The 21249-nt window shown below is 60.9% G+C and carries 10 protein-coding genes; 5 read left to right on the forward strand and 5 right to left on the reverse strand.

Annotated elements, in window-relative coordinates; translation table 11 throughout:
* Nucleotides 1-471: 471 nt before the first annotated feature.
* Nucleotides 472-2493, forward strand: a complete 2022-nt coding sequence (locus tag CKJ84_RS00550) for a hypothetical protein (protein ID WP_095545592.1) — start codon at nucleotides 472-474, stop codon at nucleotides 2491-2493.
* Nucleotides 2494-2534: 41 nt separating this feature from the next.
* On the opposite strand, the gene CKJ84_RS00555 is transcribed toward CKJ84_RS00550, so the two are convergent.
* Nucleotides 2535-4319: an RNA-binding domain-containing protein gene (locus CKJ84_RS00555; protein ID WP_095545593.1), complete on the reverse strand. Its 1785-nt coding sequence runs from the start codon at nucleotides 4317-4319 to the stop codon at nucleotides 2535-2537.
* Between the two features lie 228 nt (nucleotides 4320-4547).
* On the opposite strand from CKJ84_RS00555, the gene CKJ84_RS00560 reads away from it, so the two are divergent.
* The 3 genes from CKJ84_RS00560 to CKJ84_RS00570 all read left to right on the forward strand — a co-directional run bounded on the left by CKJ84_RS00560 (nucleotide 4548) and on the right by CKJ84_RS00570 (nucleotide 15042).
* Complete coding sequence (locus tag CKJ84_RS00560) at nucleotides 4548-7478, forward strand: DEAD/DEAH box helicase (RefSeq protein ID WP_095545594.1); 2931 nt, start codon at nucleotides 4548-4550, stop codon at nucleotides 7476-7478.
* 26 nt (nucleotides 7479-7504) lie between these two features.
* Complete coding sequence (locus CKJ84_RS00565; protein ID WP_095545595.1) at nucleotides 7505-12094, forward strand: DNA methyltransferase; 4590 nt, start codon at nucleotides 7505-7507, stop codon at nucleotides 12092-12094.
* Between the two features lie 173 nt (nucleotides 12095-12267).
* Complete coding sequence (locus tag CKJ84_RS00570; protein WP_158221654.1) at nucleotides 12268-15042, forward strand: ATP-dependent RecD-like DNA helicase; 2775 nt, start codon at nucleotides 12268-12270, stop codon at nucleotides 15040-15042.
* A 451-nt stretch (nucleotides 15043-15493) separates the two neighbouring features.
* On the opposite strand, the gene CKJ84_RS00575 is transcribed toward CKJ84_RS00570, so the two are convergent.
* On the reverse strand, nucleotides 15494-16060 hold the full coding sequence (locus CKJ84_RS00575; protein ID WP_095545597.1) for a hypothetical protein: 567 nt from the start codon (nucleotides 16058-16060) through the stop codon (nucleotides 15494-15496).
* 348 nt (nucleotides 16061-16408) lie between these two features.
* Between CKJ84_RS00575 and CKJ84_RS00580 the strand changes: the two genes are divergently transcribed.
* The gene (locus tag CKJ84_RS00580; RefSeq protein ID WP_095545598.1) at nucleotides 16409-17875 is read left to right on the forward strand and encodes an FGGY-family carbohydrate kinase; all 1467 of its coding nucleotides are present in this window, start codon (nucleotides 16409-16411) and stop codon (nucleotides 17873-17875) included.
* 16 nt (nucleotides 17876-17891) lie between these two features.
* Here the strand turns inward: CKJ84_RS00580 and CKJ84_RS00585 are convergent, their stop codons facing one another.
* The 3 genes from CKJ84_RS00585 to CKJ84_RS00595 are packed head-to-tail and all read right to left on the reverse strand — an operon-like array spanning nucleotide 17892 to nucleotide 21137.
* On the reverse strand, nucleotides 17892-18356 hold the full coding sequence (locus tag CKJ84_RS00585) for a ribose-5-phosphate isomerase (RefSeq protein ID WP_095545599.1): 465 nt from the start codon (nucleotides 18354-18356) through the stop codon (nucleotides 17892-17894).
* Between the two features lie 12 nt (nucleotides 18357-18368).
* Nucleotides 18369-20045: a dihydroxyacetone kinase family protein gene (locus CKJ84_RS00590; RefSeq protein ID WP_095545600.1), complete on the reverse strand. Its 1677-nt coding sequence runs from the start codon at nucleotides 20043-20045 to the stop codon at nucleotides 18369-18371.
* Nucleotides 20046-20051: 6 nt separating this feature from the next.
* The gene (locus tag CKJ84_RS00595) at nucleotides 20052-21137 is read right to left on the reverse strand and encodes an alcohol dehydrogenase catalytic domain-containing protein (RefSeq protein ID WP_304441704.1); all 1086 of its coding nucleotides are present in this window, start codon (nucleotides 21135-21137) and stop codon (nucleotides 20052-20054) included.
* Nucleotides 21138-21249 lie beyond the last annotated feature (112 nt).

The following is a 21249-nucleotide window of genomic DNA, read 5'->3' on the forward strand; positions in this document are numbered from 1 at the left end:
CGCATGGCTCGGGCGGGGGCGATGTGCGCCGTTTGACGAGATCAGGATGACGAAGATACGGAATTTGTCGCATCTTCGTCAAGGTGATCTCGTCATGTGGGTGCCGGGGCGATGACGACGCCCATACTCGCCGCAATGCTCAACTCCCACCGATCCTCCCTACGGCAACGCAGAACCCCCTCGCACACTCGCGTTCTAAATGGGGGGGGGTGTTGAACGCTCTTCCGGCTTCGGGGGGGGGTGAGCCGTGGGCGAAGGGGCCTGCTCATTGCAGTATGGCACGGATTGCCCAATACGTCTACCCCGGCAGCGCCTCATACGCACCAAATCAACAAAACCCCAGCTCAGAGCAACGAAATTCGCACTACCCCCACCCGTTTCACCCGGCGCATTCCCCTCGCCTGGCGTACTATGTCAGCGCACGGACAGTCCGCATGCACCTCATCCCCAGCCCCGAAATCCGAAGGCGCCATGACCCGCTCCACGCACGACACGCCCACGCAAAAGCAGCGCGACCAGCACACGTCCTCCCGCCGCGCCGAGGACCTCACGCCCGATGAGGCTAACGACGTCCAGACAAACCTGGCCTACGACTTGCAGGGCGCCAAGTTTGACCTGCCCGCGGACTTCGAGGCCACAAAGGACGAGCTCCCGGAGTGGCGCCTCGCGCACTTCGCGGTGATTGTCCCGCTTCCGGTGGGGGCCTTCGACGGCGCCGATTTCACCCGCTGGGCGCCGGGCCGGTTCCGCGGCATCAAGTCGATCCAGGTCCCCGCCTTCGACGAGGCGCGCGGCACCTACCGCAACCCGGAGACCATGGAGCGGGAGCGGAAGCTGGATCAGCCGGCCTGGAGGTATTCGCCGCGAGTCTTCCACCGCGGCGCGAACGTGCATTTCCGCAGCCCACTCAATGAGTCGATGGGCGCGGACGCGCTGGACGCGAAGGGCGGGGCGTCGGAATTCGCTCCCTCGCGCAATCGCCACGGCATGAGCGTCTCGGCTCGCCGCTTCCTGTTCCAGCCGGACATCACCCCGGAAAACGGCAAGGAGCCGCCAGCGGATCCGCGTCAGGCTCCCGTGGACTCGAGCTTTTCGCTTATCGACGCCACCAATCCCCTCGCCTCCGTCACCCTCACCTGCGCCGAGCTCCTGGACTACCAGGGCCCGGAGCTCAAGTACGCCGATACTGCCAACCAACCCGACACGCCGGACACACCGGACACACTAGACACAGACGCGCGGGAGTTCCGCAACCAGTTCCTGGTGCTCCACGTGGTTGCGGAGCACTGCTCGGGCGACGCGCTCGAGGCGGTGTCGAAGTCGTTGCACCGCCCGCGCAGCAAGGTCAAAGTGGGGCGGCCGGGCGAGGAGCCGCGGACCAGGAACCTCCTCGAGGTGTGCTTCGAAATGGTCAACGAGGTCCTCGGCGGCGCACAGCTGCAGGTCAGCCGCGGCGGCACCGCCTACGTGAAGGGGGATCGCCGGCGCCCGCTGGCAACGCGCCCGTACACCACGATCACGGCGATCCCGGCCTGCGACAAGCCCGAGTTGCCCCGCCGCATGCGCAGCTCTCTCCGCGAGGGCTTAGGCACCTGGACGCGCCACGACGCGTGGGCGTGGTTCCTGGCCACACGCGCCGACGATTACAGCCCGGAGCTCACGGCGATGGACCAGGTCTCGCTGGACGCGTCGCGGGTGCAGCTGTTCCAGGATTGGACGGTGCATTCTGATGAGAACGGGCTGGCGGTGGTGCGCCGCTCGCCGATTGAGAACCGCAACAACAACTTCTGGATGCTCACCGGCACCCGCCTCGTCGACCTGGCCATCCTGGTCCGCCGGGCGGACAACTACCTGTCCGTGATGGCGAAGCAGATGCGTCGCATGTCCTTCGGCTCCGAGGAGTTGGAAGCGGTCCGCCGGAAGCCGGAGTGGGACGACGAGGACGTGGAGTTGGCGTCGAAAATCTTGCGCTCCAGCTTGCGCGACTTCGAGGACATTCAGACGGAATTTGTCATCTTCCGTGATTACCTTTGGTACGAGTCGGTGAGCGGCCGGCCGGTGGATACGGCCGTGCTGCATCACATGCTCAAGGAGACCGGTACGCGCGACGATTTCCACGAGGTCGCGTCCGAGCTGGAGCTGCGCAAGGACATTTACAAGACGCAGGGCGATGCGATCCGCGTGGCGCTGGATAACGTGAAGCGGCGCCGCGCGGAGCAGGCGCAGGATCGCCGCGAGCAGTTCAATATCAATCTGGCGATCGTCGGTACCGCCCTTGCCATCCCTGGCCTGATCGATCTGTGGCCGCGCGACGATTCCTCGTACGGCGCCTTCGTCATCTCGATGATTCTGGTGCTCATCATCACCGCATTCCTGCTCAGCCCGAAGCTGCGCGGCGTCTTCCGTCCAAACCAGAACTCAAACCAGAACTCAAAGTATAACTCAAACGAAAACCATAAATCAGCAGCTCACGTCGATAAACACCAATCCTGAGTGCGATTTTGAGTTATGGTTCGGGGCATGACCCGCGCCAGCTAGCTTGAGCCCGAAGCTGGCCAGTGCGGGAGTGCGTACCGCTGATTCTTCGCGTTCCAGTACTTCTCGGTAAACGTAATCTCACCAATTTCGGCCATTCGTTTGAGCGCCGGAGTCATTTGGCCATAGCTCATGCCAGTCTGCTCACCAATCTCCCGCTTGGTCAGGGGGTGACCCGCATTCTCCAGGACGTGCTGGATGAGCTGGATCTTCTCTTCCAGGCGGAGATATTTCCGATTTGGAACCGCGGGATTCGCAGCTTCCGGCCGCGTGGTGGCGCTGCCGTCCGCGTGGTTGCGTGCAAGGTCGTCTTCCGCGTCGTGCCGGAAGGAATACACGGTGCCACCGGCTTGTCCTCGAGTAGTGGCGAGGCCATACTCCACGAGCTGTTGTAGCTCCGTCCGCGCACGAGTCGAGTCCATGGGGAACTCCTCGCGGTACGAAGCGTTGGTGAGCTCTTCGCCGTTGCGCATCCGTATCAGCGCGTGGCGTTGCGCGGTGGAGAAGATCTCGCCGCCTGGTAGGCGCGATGCCCACGCGACGTCATCTTCGGAGAGCATCGTTGAGGATGTCAAGATCGCCTGGAAATCGATGACGCGGTCCTTGAAGTAGGGGGCGGGCAGGAAGGCGTCGTGAAGCGCCTCGCGTACAGCGGGAATACCTGTTGCGCTTGCCTCAATGACGCGGTTGCCCCTCGACGTCTTCACCGCGGTGCACATGCGGTACAACACGGGATTTCTGGCGCGGGGTCCGGTGTTGCCCAACTCGCGCTCGGTCAGTCCCCACAGCCCACCAGGGTTCACCACGATGAGTTTGTCCTGCTGCTTCACCACCTGGGTGTACGCGAGCAAGCTGGCGGGTGAGAGGTCCCGGTGGACGAGCGCGTTGGCAACGATCTCGCGGATGGCCAGGATCGGAATCTCCGGAACGTCTTTGCCGTGGCCGTCCGAGAACGTGATACTGGTTTGCAGGTGATCGGTCACCCAATCCACTACTGCCTCCAGCAGGTCTGGGACGGGCCCCGTGAATTCTTGCTTATCGCGCATGCGGACCGATTTGGGGTCGGACGGATTGCGTGTGACATGCGCTTTCACCGTGAGCGGCAAGAATTGCTGTGGGTGGACGCCCAGTGCGTAGACCGCTGCAACTGTTGGCTCACCCGTTTCCGGCGCGACGACATTGGTTCTGATGAGCTGCTCTTGCCTGGGCAAACGGGCGAGTCGCTTCGATTGGGAGAGTTCTCGCTCCAGATATTGTTGTAGAAGCTCCGGGTCCAGATCACGTTCTACGCTTGCGCCTTCGACGGGGGCGCGGTCGTGCTTGGGCACGCCCCGCTGCGAGACGAGGAGAAGTTCTTCGTTTGAGTCAAGCTCGTAATCGCCGTCGCCGCTACGGATGTAGGCCGGGCCCCCTCTACCAACTCGAAACGGCTTCCGGTCCGACGGTTGGGGCGGCACGACGCACTGGAGTACCGTTTTGCCTTCGATAGTCGCGGTTTCTATCGCTCCGAGTTGGAGGGGAGGCACGATTTTCTGCCGTGCCTTGTTTGCCAATTGGCTCTCCATGGTTTTGGGGTCAGCAATGCCGGTCACCGGGAAGGTGCCACCGTCCTCGGCCACGCCAAGCAGGATCACCCCGCCCTCCGGCATGTTCCCGAAAGCGGAGAGTGTCTCAGTAATGCTCTCCGGAAGACCGCCGGAGGCATCCTTGGCTTCGATCCGATAGGTATCGTTGCCAATGTCTCGCAGCTTTTCGACGTATTCGCGAACGCTATTCTCACTCACCTTGCAAAGTATAACTCAAACCAGAACTCAAAGTATAACTCAAACACAAACCATAAAGCAGCAGCTCACGGCGATAAAGACCAATCCTGAATGCGACTTTGAGTTATGGTTTGAGTGCGATTGTTCGAAATCGAACTCAGAGTTCGAGCCCGCTTATCGACGCCCCCGCCACCCCACTCCAACACCACCCACACAGCACACCCCTCACAGCCAACTACCATGATCGGCATGACTCCCGCCGACGCCAGCACCGCAGCCAGCGCCACCCCAACCCCCGCCCCCGTCTTCGCCCCCGGCCTCACGGTCCGGGTCCGCGACGAGCTGTGGCTGATCACCAAGGTCACGCAGGCGGTGGACGGCTTCCTGCTCACGGTGCGTGGCTTGTCGGATTTCGTTCGCGACTCCACCGCCAGCTTCTACACCGCTATCGACCACGTGGAGGTGGTGGACCCGGCGCGGGTCCGCGTCGTCCCGGATGACTCCCCCGGCTACCGCACGTCGCGCCTGTGGCTGGAGACCACGCTGCGCCAGACCCCGGTCCCGCTGTACCAAGACGAGCTGTCGGTGGCGGAGGACATGCTCATGGACCCGCTGGACTACCAGCTCTCGGCGGTGAAGAAGGCGCTGTCGGATGAGAACCTGCGTCCCCGCATCCTCATCGCGGACGCCGTCGGCCTGGGCAAGACGCTGGAAATCGGCATGATCCTGTCGGAGCTGATCAGGCGCGGCCGCGGCGAGCGCATCCTGGTGGTCACGCCGAAGCACATCATGGAGCAGTTCCAGCAGGAGATGTGGACGCGCTTTGCCATCCCGCTGGTGCGCCTGGACTCCGCGGGCATCCAGCAGATCAAGCAGAAGCTGCCGGGCAGCCGCAACCCGTTCACGTACTTCTCCCGCGTGATCGTCTCGCTGGACACGCTTAAGGCAGAAAAGCACCTGATCAACCTGGAGAAGGTGCGCTGGGACGTGGTGGTGATGGATGAGATCCACAACGCCACCAACGCCGGGACGAACAACAACAAGCTGGCCAAGACGCTCGCCCCCACCACGGAGTCGTTGCTGCTCGCCTCCGCAACCCCGCACAACGGCGACCCGGAGTCCTTCAAGGAGATCCTGCGCTTGCTGGACCCCACGGCGGTGCGGCCCAACGGGGAGATTGATAAGGACGCCGTGGACCGCCTGGTCATCCGCCGCCACCGCCACAGCGAGGAGGTTGCCAGCGTGGTGGGCCCGAAGTGGGCGGAGCGCGCGGAGCCGCGCAACATCCCGGTGGAGGCCTCGGCGGAGGAAAACGCGGTGGCGCGCGAGCTCGAGACCACCTGGGTTCACCCGGAAGGGAAAAGCCCCATCCCGGACGCGGTGAACAAGAAGGGCCAGACCTACACGGATCGCCTCTTTCCGTGGACGCTGGTGAAGTCCTTCTTCTCCTCGCCCGCAGCCTTGGACGAGACGATCACCACCCGCCTCAAATCCGTCGCAGCGGATGATACGACTCAGCGCGACGCCCTCGAGCGCCTCCGAGCGCTCAACGCCAAGGTCACGCGCCAGAACTCCAACAAGTACGCCGCCCTGGTCAACTACCTGCAGGAGATCGGCGTGGGCAAGCGCTCCCCCACGCGCGCGGTCATCTTCTCAGAGCGCGTCGCCACCCTGCACTGGCTCAAGGAGCACCTGTCCAAGGACCTCAACCTGGGCAAGGACGCCATCGCGGTCATGCACGGCAGCCTGTCGGACCAGGAGCAGATGCGCCTGGTGGACGAGTTCAAGCGGACGGATTCTCCCCTGCGCGTCCTGGTGACGGGTGACGTGGCGTCGGAAGGCGTGAACCTGCACACGCTGTGCCATGACCTGGTGCACTATGACATCCCGTGGTCGCTGATCCGCATCCAGCAGCGCAACGGCCGCGTCGACCGCTACGGGCAAACCCACCCGCCGCAGATCACGGCGTTGCTGCTGGATACGGAGGACGCGAGCGTCGGTGAGCTGCACGTGCTGCGCCGCCTCATCGACCGCGAGCACGAGGCCCACGCGGTGCTGGGCGACGTCGCCTCGCTCATGGGCAAGCACACGGTCCGCGGCGAGGAGGACGTGATCCGCAAGGTGCTGCAGGGCAGCGCGGGCTTCGACGATGTGGTCAAGCGCGCCGAGACCGTTGCCGAGGAGGAACCGCAGGATGAGCAGTCGCTTATCGACGCCCTCCTCGCCCGCCTCAACCGCACCACCCCACCCGCGGCACCACCGGAACCCACTGGCACCGGCGCGCCGACCTCCACGGGGACGACGAGCCTGTACCCCTCGGAGATCGCGTACCTGCAGGACGCGCTGAACGCCGCATTCCACAACGCCCCGGAGAAGCCGCTGACCAACAAGGGCGTGGCGTTCGCCCAGCACCCCAACGGCGTGGCGGAGCTCGCGCCCCCGGAGGACCTGCGCCGCCGCTTGGACGTGCTGCCGCAGGACTACCTGGCGCAGCGGCGCGTGCGCGAATCCTTCCAGCTGGCCACCACGCGCGAGTTGGGCAACGACCTCCTGCGCCGCGCCCGCACCGGCGACGACGGCTCCACCTGGCCCCGCGCCCACTTCCTCGGGCCGCTGCACCCGGTGACGGACTGGGCCGCGGACCGCGCGCTCGCCTCCCTGTCCGGCGGGCAGATCCCCGCCATCCGCGCCGCTGAAGGCACGCTCGACTTCCCCACCGTCCTGCTGATGGCCACGCTGACCAACAAGCGCGGCCAGGTGGTCTCGCGCGCCTTCGTCACCGTGGCCAACGGGATTTTGCCGCAGACCATCTTGAACCCGGTGGACTGGCTGCACGGCGTGGGGCTCACCGCCGACGCGATCAACACCGGCGACCTGGAGCTGCCGGACAACGCCCAGCAGCTCATCGCGGACTCGGTGACCGTCGCCCGCGGCCAGCTCACCCCGATGATGCAGGCGGCGCGCACGCAGGCCCAGGAGCGCATTGACTACTGGATGCAGCGCGCGGAGAACTGGGAACACTCCAAGCACGACACCCAGACCGCCCTGAGTTCGCGCATCGTGCGCCGTTCCCAGCACCTGCTGCAGCAGGAGAAGCAGCTTATCGCCTCGCTCGCCCCGGACCGAGAGCTCATCCGCCCCCTCGTCCTGGTCCTGCCAGCCCTGCCCGACACCCAGTAACCACACACCGCGTAAGGAGACCCCCGATGGCGTCCTACGACTCACTCATCAACGTTGATGAATGGCTCAGCGACCACTTCTTCACCACCGACGAGAAGGGCGAGTCCTTCACCAAGTCGGTCAAGGCGCGCGTGAAGGAGTGGAAGGACCTGGAAAAGGAGACGGGCAGCCTCTCTCCCGCCGAGCGCTTCAAAAAGGCCCGCGGCGAGCTCCAGAACGCCTACGCCACCGCCGACCAGGACGCCGCCCAGCACACGCTGCGCCGCGCGCTCGGCTACGGCGCCCCCACCACGCGCACCTTCGAGCGCGCCAACCACACCGTGACCTACCAGGGCTGGGCGGGTGCCGACGACACGCTGATCGTGCTCAACGCCGACCCGATCGAGGACTTAGAGGACATCACCACCACCCCGGTCGAAGGCGGCATTACCCGCCAAGACCGTGAGCCCGAGCCCCTCCCGGTGGCCAAGCTGGTCGGCGAGCTCTTCCTCACCGACAACGCCCCGGAGTTCATCGTCGTCCTCGCCGGCCCCTGGGCCGTGCTCGCGCACCGCGAGACCTGGGCGTTGGGCCGCTACCTGGGTGTGAACGTGCAGTTGGTGGTGGAGCGCAACGAGGCAAAGCAGGGCGGCGAGCTGCAGCGCACCGCCGTGATCCTGGCCCGCGAGAACCTGGAGCGCGCCGCCGACGGCACCACCTGGTGGGCCGAGGTCCTCGAAGCAGCGCGCAACCACGCCGTCAAAGTCTCCGAGGATCTTCGCGACGCCGTGCGTGAATCCATCGAGCTCATCGGCAACGACGTCCTTGAACGTCGCAAGGACCAGGGCCTCCCGCTCGAGGACGTAGACGGCAACGAGCTGGCGCGTCAGTCTTTACGCTACCTGTACCGCATCCTCTTCCTCCTGTTCGCCGAGGCGTCGCCGGAACTGCAGATCCTGCCTACCGGCGCTGCGGAGTACGTCGACGGCTACGGCCTGGACCGCCTGCGCGACTACGCGCTCACGCCCCCGCTCACGGAGCAGGCCCGGCGCGGTACCCACCTGTACGACTCGCTGCAGATCCTCTTCGACCAGGTCAGCCACGGCCACCACCCGGAACTTGCAGCAAACGCAGACGAGGACGCCCAGAACGAGGGCCTGACCTTCCGCAACCTGGAGGCGGATCTGTTCAAGCCGGAAGCCACCTCCCTGCTCAGCGGCACGAAGCTGTCCAATGAGGCGCTCACCCAGGTCCTCCAGCGCCTGCTGTTGTCCAAGGAGAAGGCAGGAAAAGACCGCGGCTTCATCTCCTATGCCACCCTCGGCGTGACCGAGCTCGGCCAGGTCTACGAGGGTCTCATGTCGTATCACGGCTTCATCGCCCAGGAAGACCTCTACGAGGTCGCGCCGGGCGGCAACGCCTCCAAGGGCTCCTGGGTCCTCCCCGTCGGCCGGGCGAGCACCGTCCCGGAGGACAGCTTCGTCATGGAGATGCGCGAGCAGCCAGAGGGCGGCTACGCCCCAGCCCGCCGCGAGCACAAGCGCGGCTCGTTCGTCTTCCGCCAGTCCAGCCGCGACCGCGAGCGCTCCGCCTCCTTCTACACCCCGGAAGTGCTCACCCAGTTCACCGTTGGCCAGGCCCTCGAGGTCCTCGAGGAGGAAGGTCGCATCCAAACGGCCGAGAACATCCTGGATCTCACCATCTGCGAGCCCGCCATGGGATCCGGCGCCTTCGCCGTGGAGGCCGTACGCCAGCTCGCGGAGCGCTACCTCAAGCTGCGCGAGACCGAACTCGGCGAGCAGGTCCCACCCGAGGACCGCACCCGCGAGCTGCAGAAGGTCAAAGCCCACATCGCCCTGCACCAGGTCTACGGCGTGGACTTGAACCCCACCGCGGTGGAGCTCGCGGAGATCTCCCTGTGGCTCGACACCATGACCGGCGAGCTCACCGCCCCCTGGTTCGGCCTCCACCTGCGCCGCGGCAACTCGCTCATCGGCGCCCTGCGCGCCACCTACGACCCCTCCCAGTTGAAGAAGAAGGCCTGGCTTACGGCCGTGCCGCGCCGGGAGTCCGTGGCCAACCTCGCGCAGTCTATCGACGCCGGCCACCGCGACCCCCACGCCGCCGGCCGCATCCACCATTTCTTGCTGCCCTCGCAGACCTGGGGCGCGGCACACGCGGCGAAGGACCTGAAGAAGCTCGCCGGTGATGAACAGAAGGCGCTGAACGCTTGGCGACGCAGCGTGCTCACCATGCCAACCAATCCGCAGAAGAAACAGCTGCTCAACCTTGCCGCTCGCGTGGAAACCCTGTGGGCCTTCGCCCTAACCCGCATGAACATCGCGGAGCAACAGATCCGCCGCGACATCCCGCTGTGGGGCCGCGAGCACACGCCAACCTCGCGCAACGTCACCCGCGCAGAAATCGAGCGCGACCTGCTGAACAATGAGCAGGGAGCTTATCGACGCCTACGCCTCGCCCTCGATGCGTGGAACGCACTCACCTTCTGGCCGCTCACCGAGATCCAGGTCGACGCCGAAGGCGAGGTCCACACAGCCCTGCCCTCCTTCGACGAGTACCTCGAAACCCTGGAGGACCTCCTTGGCATTGAGGCCCAAGCCCGCGACGAGGCACAGACCGTCATCGCCAACGCGGACACCTGGGATGAGTTGAACCACCACGAGGACATGAACCTGAGCCTGTCCGGTGCCAAGTCGCTGGACAAGGTCCTGGAGCTCCACCCCTGGCTCAACACCGTGCGCCAGGTGGCCGACGAGCAGGGCTTCCTGCATTGGGACCTGGACTTCGCCGCCGTCTTCGCTCGTGGCGGCTTCGACCTGCAGGTGGGCAACCCGCCGTGGGTGCGACCCCGAGGCGACATGGATGGCCTGTACTCCGAGGTGGACCCGTGGTTCTCTCTTGCACACAAGCCAACGCAGGCAGAGAAGCGGGAGCGCCGCGAGCAGTGGAATGACAACGAACGCGCCCGCGAGATCGCGTTCAGCGGCACGGGTGACACAGTTTCGACCGCCGCCGTGCTTGGCGACGTTGCCATGTACCCGCACCTGACGAACCAACAGCCGGATCTGTACCGAGCTTTTATGGAGCGCACCTGGGCAAACATGGGCAAAAACGGCGTCGTTTCACTCATCCACCCGGAATCACATTTCACCGAAAAGGGTGCGGTTGCTCTTCGGCACGATGCGTACTTCCGGCTTCGCCGGCACTGGCAATTCATCAACGAGTTGGTGCTCTTCGATATTGACCACCACAATGCTTACGGCGTACACACCTATGGTTCGCTCCGAAACGAGCCTGCATTCGAACACGCGGCATCATTGTACCATCCGCAGACCGTCGAGGAATCACTGACTCATGACGGTTCGGGTCCGCTACCGGGTCTCAAGGACGACAACAACAACTGGGACCTTCGCCCCCACCGTGATCGTATCCAACAGGTCGACATGTCGGTCCTCGAGACGTGGCACTCGATTCTCGAGGGCGACGATGTAGCGGTTGCCGACACCCGCATGGTCTACACCGTCAACACCGAGGCCGCCGCAGTCCTAGCGAAGCTCGCCGACAAGCCACGTATTGGTTCTCTCGGACTCAAGTTCTCTTCTGGCTGGCACGAGACTTCCGACAAAAAGAAGGGATACTTTGATGTCGATTGGGCACACCCCGAATCCTGGGACGACGTGATCCTCCAGGGACCGCACCTCGGCGTCTCGACGCCAATGATCAAGCAGCCGAACCCGACGCTGAAGCACAACCAGGACTGGTCCGAAATCGACCTCGAGGCTATGCCCGCGGACTTCATCCCAGCGACCGCCTACCAACCCGACCGTAAGGCTCAACCAACCTACGACGCAGACTATTCAGCCCACAAAATCGGTAACGCGGTGATCCGAGACAGGGAAAACTTCCGCTTTGCATGGCGGAAAATGGCCGCTACGACTGGTTTCAGGACACTAATCGTGTCTTTGATCCCTTGTGGTGCAGCGCTTTCTGGTGCAGCAATGAGTGGTTTTTCTCCAAGTTTGGAAGACACTGTCTTGGCTGGGGTCATCACATCATCGTTTCTTTCTGACTACGTCGTTCGAAGTACAGGGGTGGCAAACATCTATGCGCAGACAATTGAGTCCTTGCCGATGCCCTCCTTTTCGGAAAGTCATCAAAAGCACGTGGTGGAGCTATATCTGCAGTTGAACTGTCTCTCCGATGCCTACGCGCCTCTGTGGGAGGAAATTACCGGACAAGAGTGGACGGCCGAGACTCCGCTGCGCAACGAGTGGGAACGCCGGGCTGCACAAATTGAGATTGACGCAATCGTCGCCTATTCACTCGGCATTACCGCTGATGAACTCTGCATGATCTACCGAACGCAGTTCCCGGTTATGCGCCGTTACGACGAAGAGGATCGCTTTGACGCGAACGGGAGACTCGTCCCGAAGGAGATTCTGAAAGCCGATGCGAAGCTGAAAGACGATGTGCAGCTTTCGGAAGCAGACCGCTCGTGGATCCACCCGCAATCCGAGGTGACGTACGTGTTCGAGTACCCGTTCCGAAAGCTGGACCGGGAGGCAGACCTGCGCGAAGCGTATGAGGGGTACGCAGGAATGGCGTCCTCAACCTAGAAATGTTGTGTCCAAAAACTCTATGGACATAGCAAGCCTGCGCGCAGCCATAAATCTTTAGCCGAGGGAAACAGATATACAAGAATTGGATACCTGAACGTATTTGAGCACATGGGCGCGCAGGGGCGTCTAAAATACTGGCAAATACGTCGATTATGTGCTGGAGGTATAAATTGCCAACCGTTTTACAACAAATCCAGATTTCAAGTCGACAAATCGCGCACTCAATTTCGGGTGCTAAGAAAGATCGAGCTTTAGAATCCCAATTTATAGCTAATACTCTGCGTAATCTCGTCGAAGCAGTCATCTTGGGATTGGATGGCCTTCTTGACGAAGAGATGAGTTACGAGAAAATCAAAGATAGTAAAAAGTCAATCTCCGGAAGCGCAAAAAATCGATGCCTGCTCCGGTTTCACGATTATTTGCAGATAAGTGTATCCCACTACTCACCGGATGGTGACAACGCCGAGCGCCTAATGTTGAAATACCTCGACAATCTTAAAGAGGTACGAGAACTTGTAGCTTCGGACTTAGGCCTGTCAATCCTCGAAAATCTTGAAGACTTTCCTGTTGATCGTGACCCAGCACTGGCGGAATACTATGCGCTCATAGCCGCTACCCTTTCCGAAGAATCTGATGCTTGGAAAGGTACTTCCATGGAGCCGGAGCGATACTACATCGACAGTATCCGTCCCTGGTTTGTTGGTCCAAAAACCTACTATCAAGTCGAGTTTAGAGACGCAACGGATTACAGTGACAAGGTCGACCGTATGATCGCATTTACCGACCGTAGGATCGACACAAACTATTCAACTAAATTATGGCTAAAACAGACTGAAATTCAAATCATGAATCAGTCATTACCGATTACTCTGATTTTGGATCATGAAGTGTCGATACGCCCTGCAGAGTTGTCGAACCTGATCTGGGTGACTGGTAGTTCCGCTCGCCCGGACGTAAGAAGTGGAACCGCGGAGTACCGAAATCTCTCGAAGCTACTTACGCACGAGAGATTGAATCTTCTCGAGCTCGTCCTCGCTGGAAAATCGGACTTTGAAAATTATTTGAATGCCATTCGAAGCGGTCAGAGGGATGGGGAAATATCCAGGCTCTTGACCGACTGTAGAAAAATTATTGTCGAAAAACAACAGGGTGAAAACGTACTCAGGTATCTTCTATTCACCGCTAACAACCGAATCATAAAGTGTCAGCTAAAAGGGCAGAAGAGCCTTAGGGGCCCCTTAGCGGTTTCATCGGCATGCTATCCATTCGAGACAATGCCGTTTGCGTCCAGCCTTGTCAAGCATAACCCGAAACTTGCGACACTTCTTGCGTGCATACCCAGTGAGGGGCGCGAAGGGGAGCTGCTGTACCGGCGAGTTCGAGATCAAATTGAACGGACCGGTGAGATCTATGTGCCGATCGCTAACTTGTCCGATGAGGAGATGCCATCGGACAACACAGAGCTACTAGAGCGAGTACGCTCTTTCAACTCGAGTGTTAAGAGTGTTAAGGCCCTGAAACAGCAAGAATTAATCGTTGACAAAAGGAACATAACCATAAGTAACTACGAGCAAACTCTCGGCCAAATATTTAAGGAGTTGCGTGAGCTTACGCACGGCGGTGATGAATACTACGAGCAGCGTGTCTGTGGGTGGCTTGAAGACACTTACTGCATTGGCAGTAGAGAAACCCTGGATGCAGGCTTCGATGACGAAAAGAAGGTAGATTATCTAAAGCGATTGTTCAGTAAATCACGCGCGACATTTTTGTATGGTCCGGCTGGTACCGGCAAGTCGACAATGATCAACATGGTCGCGATGCTATTTAGTGAGCACGAAAAGCTATTCCTTGCTCATACACAGCCCGCGGTTGACAATATGAGGAGACGCGTCAAGGACAAGCGGAACAGTAGCTTTTCAACAATTGCTTCATATTTGAATCGAGATTCGCGGCAACGCTACACGCTACTTGTCATTGACGAATGTAGTACAGTTGATAATCGCGAAATGCTGAAGATTCTAGAAAGGCGACAGTTCGACTACATCCTCCTTGTAGGCGATAACTACCAGTTAGAATCGGTGCGGTTCGGGAATTGGTTCGATCTTATTAAAATGCTGGGCCAAGAGCGGGAGCAAACGGGTGACGCCTTTAATGTATTCGAACTTGACATGGGGTTTCGGACAACAAACGACTACCTTAAGAAGCTGTGGGCTTCTGTGCGCAAGCTCGATGGCGAAATCGAAGAGCGACTAAGTAAAAGTAACTTCGTTAGATATTTAGATGAAACCTTCTTTAGCGCCATTGGGACGAGGGGGGATGAAATCACCTTATGTCTAAATTATGACGGTCTATACGGTGTAAATAATATTAATCGTTTTTTGCAGCAGTCTAATCCCGGCCGAGCAGCGGTCTGGAATTCAAGGGTCTACAAGGTAAATGATCCAGTCCTATTTAGGGATTCAAGCCGTCTGCGCGGTTTGGTCTACAACAATCTTAAAGGAAAGATCGTAAAAATCGAGGAGGATCCAGAGCGTCACGGGATTACCTTTGATGTTGAACTTGACCGGCCCGAGGAAGATATTAGAGGGATGGTCGGGCAAGGGGGCCATCACGTAGCGGGATCTACGATTCGTATTTATGTGAATCTCTTGCGCTCTGATGATCAGGACCTCGAAGAGGACGGTCGTGTTGTCCCATTTCAGGTTGCGTACGCAAGTTCTATCCACAAGGCTCAAGGTCTTGAATTTGATAGGGTCAGAGTTGTCATTACGTCTGACTCAGAGGAACACATCTCGCACAGTGTTTTCTACACTGCAATTACGCGTGCGCGAAAGGATTTGACCATTTATTGGTCCCCTGAATCGCAGGCCAGAATCGTCACTGGACTTGATCGACCCGGTAAGCGTAGAAATCTCAAATTATTGCAGGCGCGGAATATCATATGACGAACTGCAATCGAGCACTGGGTGAGTGGTGATATGCGAGGAGGCCTCAAAGGCTTGTTCTATGCAGTCGCGTGAACTACAGTTGGCAAACTCGCATGATCCTTAACCTGGAAGCATTTGCACCCGAATCTCGGAGTTACGAAAATGCACTAACCAGCTGCAGCGTTAAATTGATCTCAGTATAGATTTCGCGCCCGGCGCTCGGAAAGATAGGAATCACCGAAACTAATGCAGCGACTCGATACTGAATACGTGGCCGATGTCTGCGTTTGGGTCGTGTGCGATTTATTTGCCCGTAGTCCGAACAGCTACGGTGAAGTTTTCTGAAATGAGGTTCCTTCTCTGAAGACGTTCAGTTTGGACGAATTGCTAACGCGTATGGGGTCGGCTGAATCTCCGATTATGGTCCTCGGGTTCTAGGCTTGGAAGACGAATTGTTCAGACCACCGATTTAGTAACGCCATGGTGAGGATCGAGTAACGCCCGGGTGAGTATCCAGTAACACCCGGGCGTTTGGGGGATGGGCGGGGAGCTTCCTCGGACGTCCCCCGGTGGGGTCGAACAAGCGCATCTTCGTTCTTACCCAGTCCACCTGCATAGTGTGAGCTGGTGCGTGCACGATCCAGGCGGGTACCCCGGTGGCATCTACGTGCTGCGCTACAAGCTGGCGAAACCGCTCGTAGCTGTAGTACCGCTGGCCCGGCAGCGCTGGCGTTGAGGTGTACTTCCCCCACAGAACCTGCAGCGTGGTCTTATGTCTTCCGGTCCGTGCTTTCACCACGGAATCGAAATCGATCGGGACGAACACACCCTGACCTGTGGATCCTCCGTCATGAAACAGCACAGCTACGGCTTCATCATTAAGCCCAGCAATCTGGGCCGTGGTCGTGATCTGCTCTGCTTGCAGCACTTTACGAACTTTTTGCACGGTGGAATGCGAGCATCCAATCGACGCTGTGATCTGGCGAACGGACCAACCTTTGAGCACAAGGTCCATCACCGCCCTGTAGTCAGTCACAATCGGACTCCTTTGGCAATGCCGCGTGCCCTGAAGTCACGCGGTCACCAAAGAATTTCCCCGAAAGTTCAAGCGTTACTCGATACTCACCATCGCGTTACCCGATACTCACCACGGTGTTACTAAATGCACGCGCGCAACAGACGAATTGCTTTTGTTCAATTGATGCCCACTATTTTTTTCTCAGGTTCGCCATATCTGGCCTTCGAGTGCTTAGCGGTTCAGTTTTGCTGGCCGATGTAAATGCTGCCACGAATGCTTGCGGCGCACTTGTGGGGCAGGAGCAACTTTGCCACTGCCCCACACCTGCGATAATGGTCAGAAACCTTCCGATCCAGAGGAGTGAGTATGAGCCAAGAAGCAGTCCTGGGGTTTGACGTCGGTACCTCGAGCTCGAAGGCGGTGCTCGTGGCGTCGGACGGCACCGTCCTGGCCAGCGAGACCTGCGAGCACGCGGTGTCGCGTACCCCGGACGGGATCGTGTCCATGGACGCGCGCATTTGGTTCGAGGAGTTCGCCTCCCTGGCCGCGAAGCTGCTGGGCAGCGTCGATGTGCGCCTCGCCGGCATCGGAGTCTCCGGCATGGGACCGTGCGTCGCGCTTACTGATACAAATGACATCCCGATCGCCGAGGCGGCTCTTTACGGCGTCGACGCGCGCGCGAGGACGGAGATCGAGGAGCTGACCAAGCGGTTCGGCGCCGACTCGCTGCTTGAGGCCCGCGACTCGTGCCTGACCACCCAGGCCGCCGGCCCTAAGTTCGCGTGGTTCTACCGCCATTTCCCGCAGCTGCGGGAGCGGGAGTCGCGGTTCTATATGCCGGCGAGCTACGTCGTCAAGCAACTGACCGGCGAATACGTGCTTGACCGCCAGTCTGCCAGCCAGTGCACCCCGCTGTATGACCCGCAAACCCGCGAGTGGGACAAGGCGGTGTGGGCCGAAATCGCGCCGAACACGCTCCCGCCGACACTGCTGTGGAGCAGCGAAATCGCCGGTACCACCCGCGCCGACCTGGGAATTCCCGGCATCGAGGCCGGGGTGCCGGTCATCGCAGGGACTATCGACGCCTGGGCCGAGCAGGAATCAGTCGGCGCAGTCAACGCCGACGAACTGTTCCTGATGTACGGCACCACGCTCTTCCTCGTGGGCAACGCGGACCACCGCGTCCGCCACGCGTCCATGTGGGGGACGACGGGCACGCGTCCGGGCATCTACAACATGGCCGGGGGCCTGGCCACCTCCGGCTCGCTCACGGACTGGATGCGCCAGCTCACTGGCGAGACCGACTACAGCGTGCTGACCAAGGAGGCGGCAGCCGTGCCCGCGGGCTCGGAAGGCCTGCTGGTCCTGCCCTACTTCGAGGGCGAGCGCACGCCCATCCAGGACCCGGACGCGCGCGGCGTCATCGCCGGCCTGCGACTGCACCACACCCGTGGGCACCTGTACCGCGCGGTGCTCGAGGGGACGGCGCTGGCCGTGCGCCACAACATCGAGGTAATGGAGCAGTCTGGTCTGTGCATTGATCGCGTTGCATGCGCTGGAGGCGGGCTGACTGCGGACCTGTGGCCGCAAATTGTCACCGACGTGACGGGGCGAGTGCAGACGCGGCGGAAGTACCACATTGGGGCGTCGCTAGGCGATGCCTTCATGGTCGCCCAAACCATCGGGATGGCGGACAGCATTGATGCGTGGAACCCGGTGAGCAAGGAGTTCGTGCCGTCCGCGGACTTCGACTTCGATGCGCTGTATGAGGACTACAAAGCGCTGTACCCGAGCACGGCAGGCATCATGCACAACCTGGCGGCTCGGGGGTAGGGGTGCGGGGGCTGGTTTAGCAGCCGGCCTCAAAGTCGGTAATGACCTGGACCTTCTTGGCGGACGGGGAATTGACGTCAAAGACGTAGCCGATCCACTCGCCCACCAGACGCTTCGCCAGCTCAATACCCACAACGCGCTGCCCCATGCACAGCACCTGCGCATTGTTGGACAGGATGGAGCGCTCCACGGAGAAGGAGTCGTGTGCGGTGACGGCACGGATTCCCTTGACCTTGTTGGCAGAGATTGCCACGCCAAGGCCAGTTCCGCAGATGAGCACCGCGCGGTCGGCATCGCCCTTCGCAATCCGCTCGCCGGCCTCGATGGCTACGGACGGGTACGGCGTGTGCTCGTCTTCGTTCACTCCGATGTCCGTCACAGACTCGACGCGCTCATCAGTCTCGAGCAGCTTCTTGATCTCTTCCTTGTACTGCAATCCAGCGTCGTCGCATCCGACGATCATGCGCAGCTTTTCTGTCATCGCTTGCTCCTATCAGTTTGCTTCTTGGGTGAATTCTTCAGCAAGACGCTGCGCGATCATGGAGAACGAGATCGCGCCTGCGTCGGGGTGTCCAACGGACTTTTCGGCAAGGGGCGCGGCGCGGCCCTTGCGCGGCACCAGATCAGAGGTCGCCTCCGCGGCCTTCACTGCGACATCCGCAGCATCGCTGAATGACGATCCAGCGCCAAGCGCATCGCGGAACGGGATGAGTGCGTCAAGCAGCGTCTTGTCACCGACTTGCGCCCCGCCAAGCTGCTGGACCGTGTCTGCAAACGCGGCGACTCCTTCTGCCACGGTTGAGGTACCAGCGGCGGCCTCCAAGCCGGCGCCCCACAAGACGCCAGACGTGCCTCCGGCTTCGAGAGCCCACGCAGCACCGGCGGTACGGAGCTGGTCCGACGCGGAAGGGGTGAAGCCGGCTTTTGCCACCAGCTTGTCCACCGCGTTCTGAGCCGCGGTAGTGCCGCGCACCATGCCGCGGCCGTGGTCGCCGTCACCGGCGATGGCGTCGATCTTGCCCAGGTGAGACTCCTGATCCTTCATCAGCTGGGCGACGATGCCGATGCCGTGCCGTACCTGCTCGGCCACTGCGACAGCATCGCCCTCCGGTTCGGTGAGCTCCACCTCAGCCTCATTGGTCGCGGTACTGACGGCAGTCGGATCGAGCGTCTTCAGCGGTGCGTGGCTCTTGCGGTAACCGCAGGCGTACGCCTCCGCGTGCCACGCTGCTTCAAGCTCATCGTCGAGCCACATGAGCGTCAGCGAGATTCCACCCATGTCCAGGCTGGTCACAAGCTCGCCCACCTCCGGCTCGACGATGGAAAGACCCGCGGCGCGAAGCTTGGCCGCGACCTTGCCGTACGTGAGGAACAACTCTTCGTACTTCGTCGCGCCCAGCCCGTTGAGGATCACCGCGACGCGGTCGGACGCAGCGTCGCTCGGCTCAGTGTCGAGGACGTGGCTGACCAGCAGATCAGCGATCTCCTCAGCGTCTCCGATCGTTTCGTCCTTGATTCCCGGCTCGCCGTGAATGCCTAGACCGACTCCCATTTTTCCCTGTGGGACGTCGAAAAGCGGTTCAGTGGCGCCAGGCATCGTGCACCCGGAGAACGCCACACCCATCGTTCGGGTCATGTCGTTGGCGTGGCGGCCAATTCGCTCTACCTCGTCGAGGGACTTGCCGGCCGCGGCAGCTGCACTCATGGCCTTGAAAACAGTGAAGTCACCAGCGATACCGCGTCGGTCTTTGGGCGTGGAGGCAGAGGCGACGTCATCAGTGACAACGACAATGCGGGTATCAATCCCCTCTGCGTTGAGACGCTTGGCCGCGATGCCAAAGTTCATGTTGTCGCCTGCGTAATTGCCAAACGTGAGGATGACGCCATTGCCTTGGTTCGCCGCCTTTGCCACGGAATAAACGTGCGCAGCAGACGGTGAGGTAAAGATGTTTCCCACCACAGCGCCGGATGCAAACCCTGGCCCAACTAGGCCTGCGAAGGCCGGGTAGTGGCCAGAGCCACCGCCCACGACCACCGCGACTTGAGGTTCCTTCGGCGGATGCGTGACAACTCCGCCAGTGACGCGCGTGAGCCGGTCTGAATACAGGTCAACGAACCCGTCGAGTTGGTCCTCCGAGAACTCGGCAGGGTCCAAGAAAAGCTTGGTCATTGGGACCTACTTCTGCGGCAGAATGGACACCTTCACCGATGCCCCGCTGGAGTCGCCGACCAGATCAAGCGCGTCCTGGAACTGTTCCAGGCCGAATTGGTCGGTGCAGATGTCGTCGAGTGGCAGCGTGCCAGACTCGATGAGCTTGATCGCGGCCGGCCAGGTGTGGGGGCCGAGGTGCGCGCCGTAGACGTCGAGCTCCTTGTCATCAGAGATGATGGACCAGTCCACGGAGGTCTCGGAGCCGAAGACGGAGTACTCCACAAAGCGGCCCAGCTTGCGCAGCATCTCTAGGCCCTGTGCCACACCGGACGGGTGGCCGGTGGCCTCGATGTAGACATCGGCGCCGTAGCCGTCGGTAAGCTCCTTGACCTTCGCAACAGCGTCCTCGTTACGGATGTTGATGGTCAGGTCCGCGCCGCAACGCTTCGCCAGCTCAAGCTTCTTGTCGTCCATATCCAGGGCGATGATGCGCAGCGGGTTCTTCTGGCGGGCACCCGCGATGACACCGAGGCCGATCGGGCCTGCACCAGCGATGACCAGGGTGTCCTCGAACTGGAGCTGCGCGCGCTCAACAGCGTGCAGCGCGCACGAAAGCGGCTCTGCGAAGGCGGCGTGATGGGCCGGGATCTCATTGGAGATCTTATGCACGAGGCCTCGGGTTGGGATCAGCATGTATTCAGCCATGCCGCCGTCGAAGTTGCGGAAGCCGAACATGTCGTGGGGACCGCACATCCAGTACTCGCCGCGCTGGCAGTAGCGGCACTCGCCACACGGAACGATCTGCTCGACGACCACTCGGTCACCAACCTCGACACCGTGGAAGTTCAGCCCCGACTCGGAGCCCTTGACCACAGTGCCGGTGATCTCGTGGCCAGAGATGACGTTTTCCTGGGCCCACTGCTCGCGTCCATCTCCGCCCCAGAACTTGGCGGCGCCGTGGTAGCACTTCAGATCCGATGCGCAGACGCCCACGGCCTCGACCTGAATCAGAATGTCGTCTTCCCCGAGGGTAGGCACCGGGCGGGTTTCCAACCGGTAGTCCTCCGGGCCGTGGCAGACCACGGCGCGCATTTCAGAAGGTAGGTTCATTGTGAGGCCTCTCATGTGAGATGAAAAAGTGTTGCAGATAACACACTATGACCTGCTTGAACGCATGTCAAGCACTTTTGTGCGTGCGCTTTCGCTGTGTCCGAAGACCCCA

This window comes from Corynebacterium sp. NML 120412 (genome assembly GCF_002285155.1).
GTDB classification, from domain to species: Bacteria; Actinomycetota; Actinomycetes; order Mycobacteriales; family Mycobacteriaceae; genus Corynebacterium; species Corynebacterium gottingense.

Excerpts from the sequence above, each read along its gene's own strand:
- CKJ84_RS00550 (WP_095545592.1), top strand. The coding sequence starts at position 472 with ATGACCCGCTCCACGCACGACACGCCCACGCAAAAGCAGCGCGACCAG.
- CKJ84_RS00560 (WP_095545594.1), top strand. The coding sequence starts at position 4,548 with ATGACTCCCGCCGACGCCAGCACCGCAGCCAGCGCCACCCCAACCCCC.
- CKJ84_RS00565 (WP_095545595.1), top strand. The coding sequence starts at position 7,505 with ATGGCGTCCTACGACTCACTCATCAACGTTGATGAATGGCTCAGCGAC.
- CKJ84_RS00580 (WP_095545598.1), top strand. The coding sequence starts at position 16,409 with ATGAGCCAAGAAGCAGTCCTGGGGTTTGACGTCGGTACCTCGAGCTCG.
- CKJ84_RS00585 (WP_095545599.1), bottom strand. The coding sequence starts at position 18,356 with ATGACAGAAAAGCTGCGCATGATCGTCGGATGCGACGACGCTGGATTG.
- CKJ84_RS00590 (WP_095545600.1), bottom strand. The coding sequence starts at position 20,045 with ATGACCAAGCTTTTCTTGGACCCTGCCGAGTTCTCGGAGGACCAACTC.
- CKJ84_RS00595 (WP_304441704.1), bottom strand. The coding sequence starts at position 21,137 with ATGAACCTACCTTCTGAAATGCGCGCCGTGGTCTGCCACGGCCCGGAG.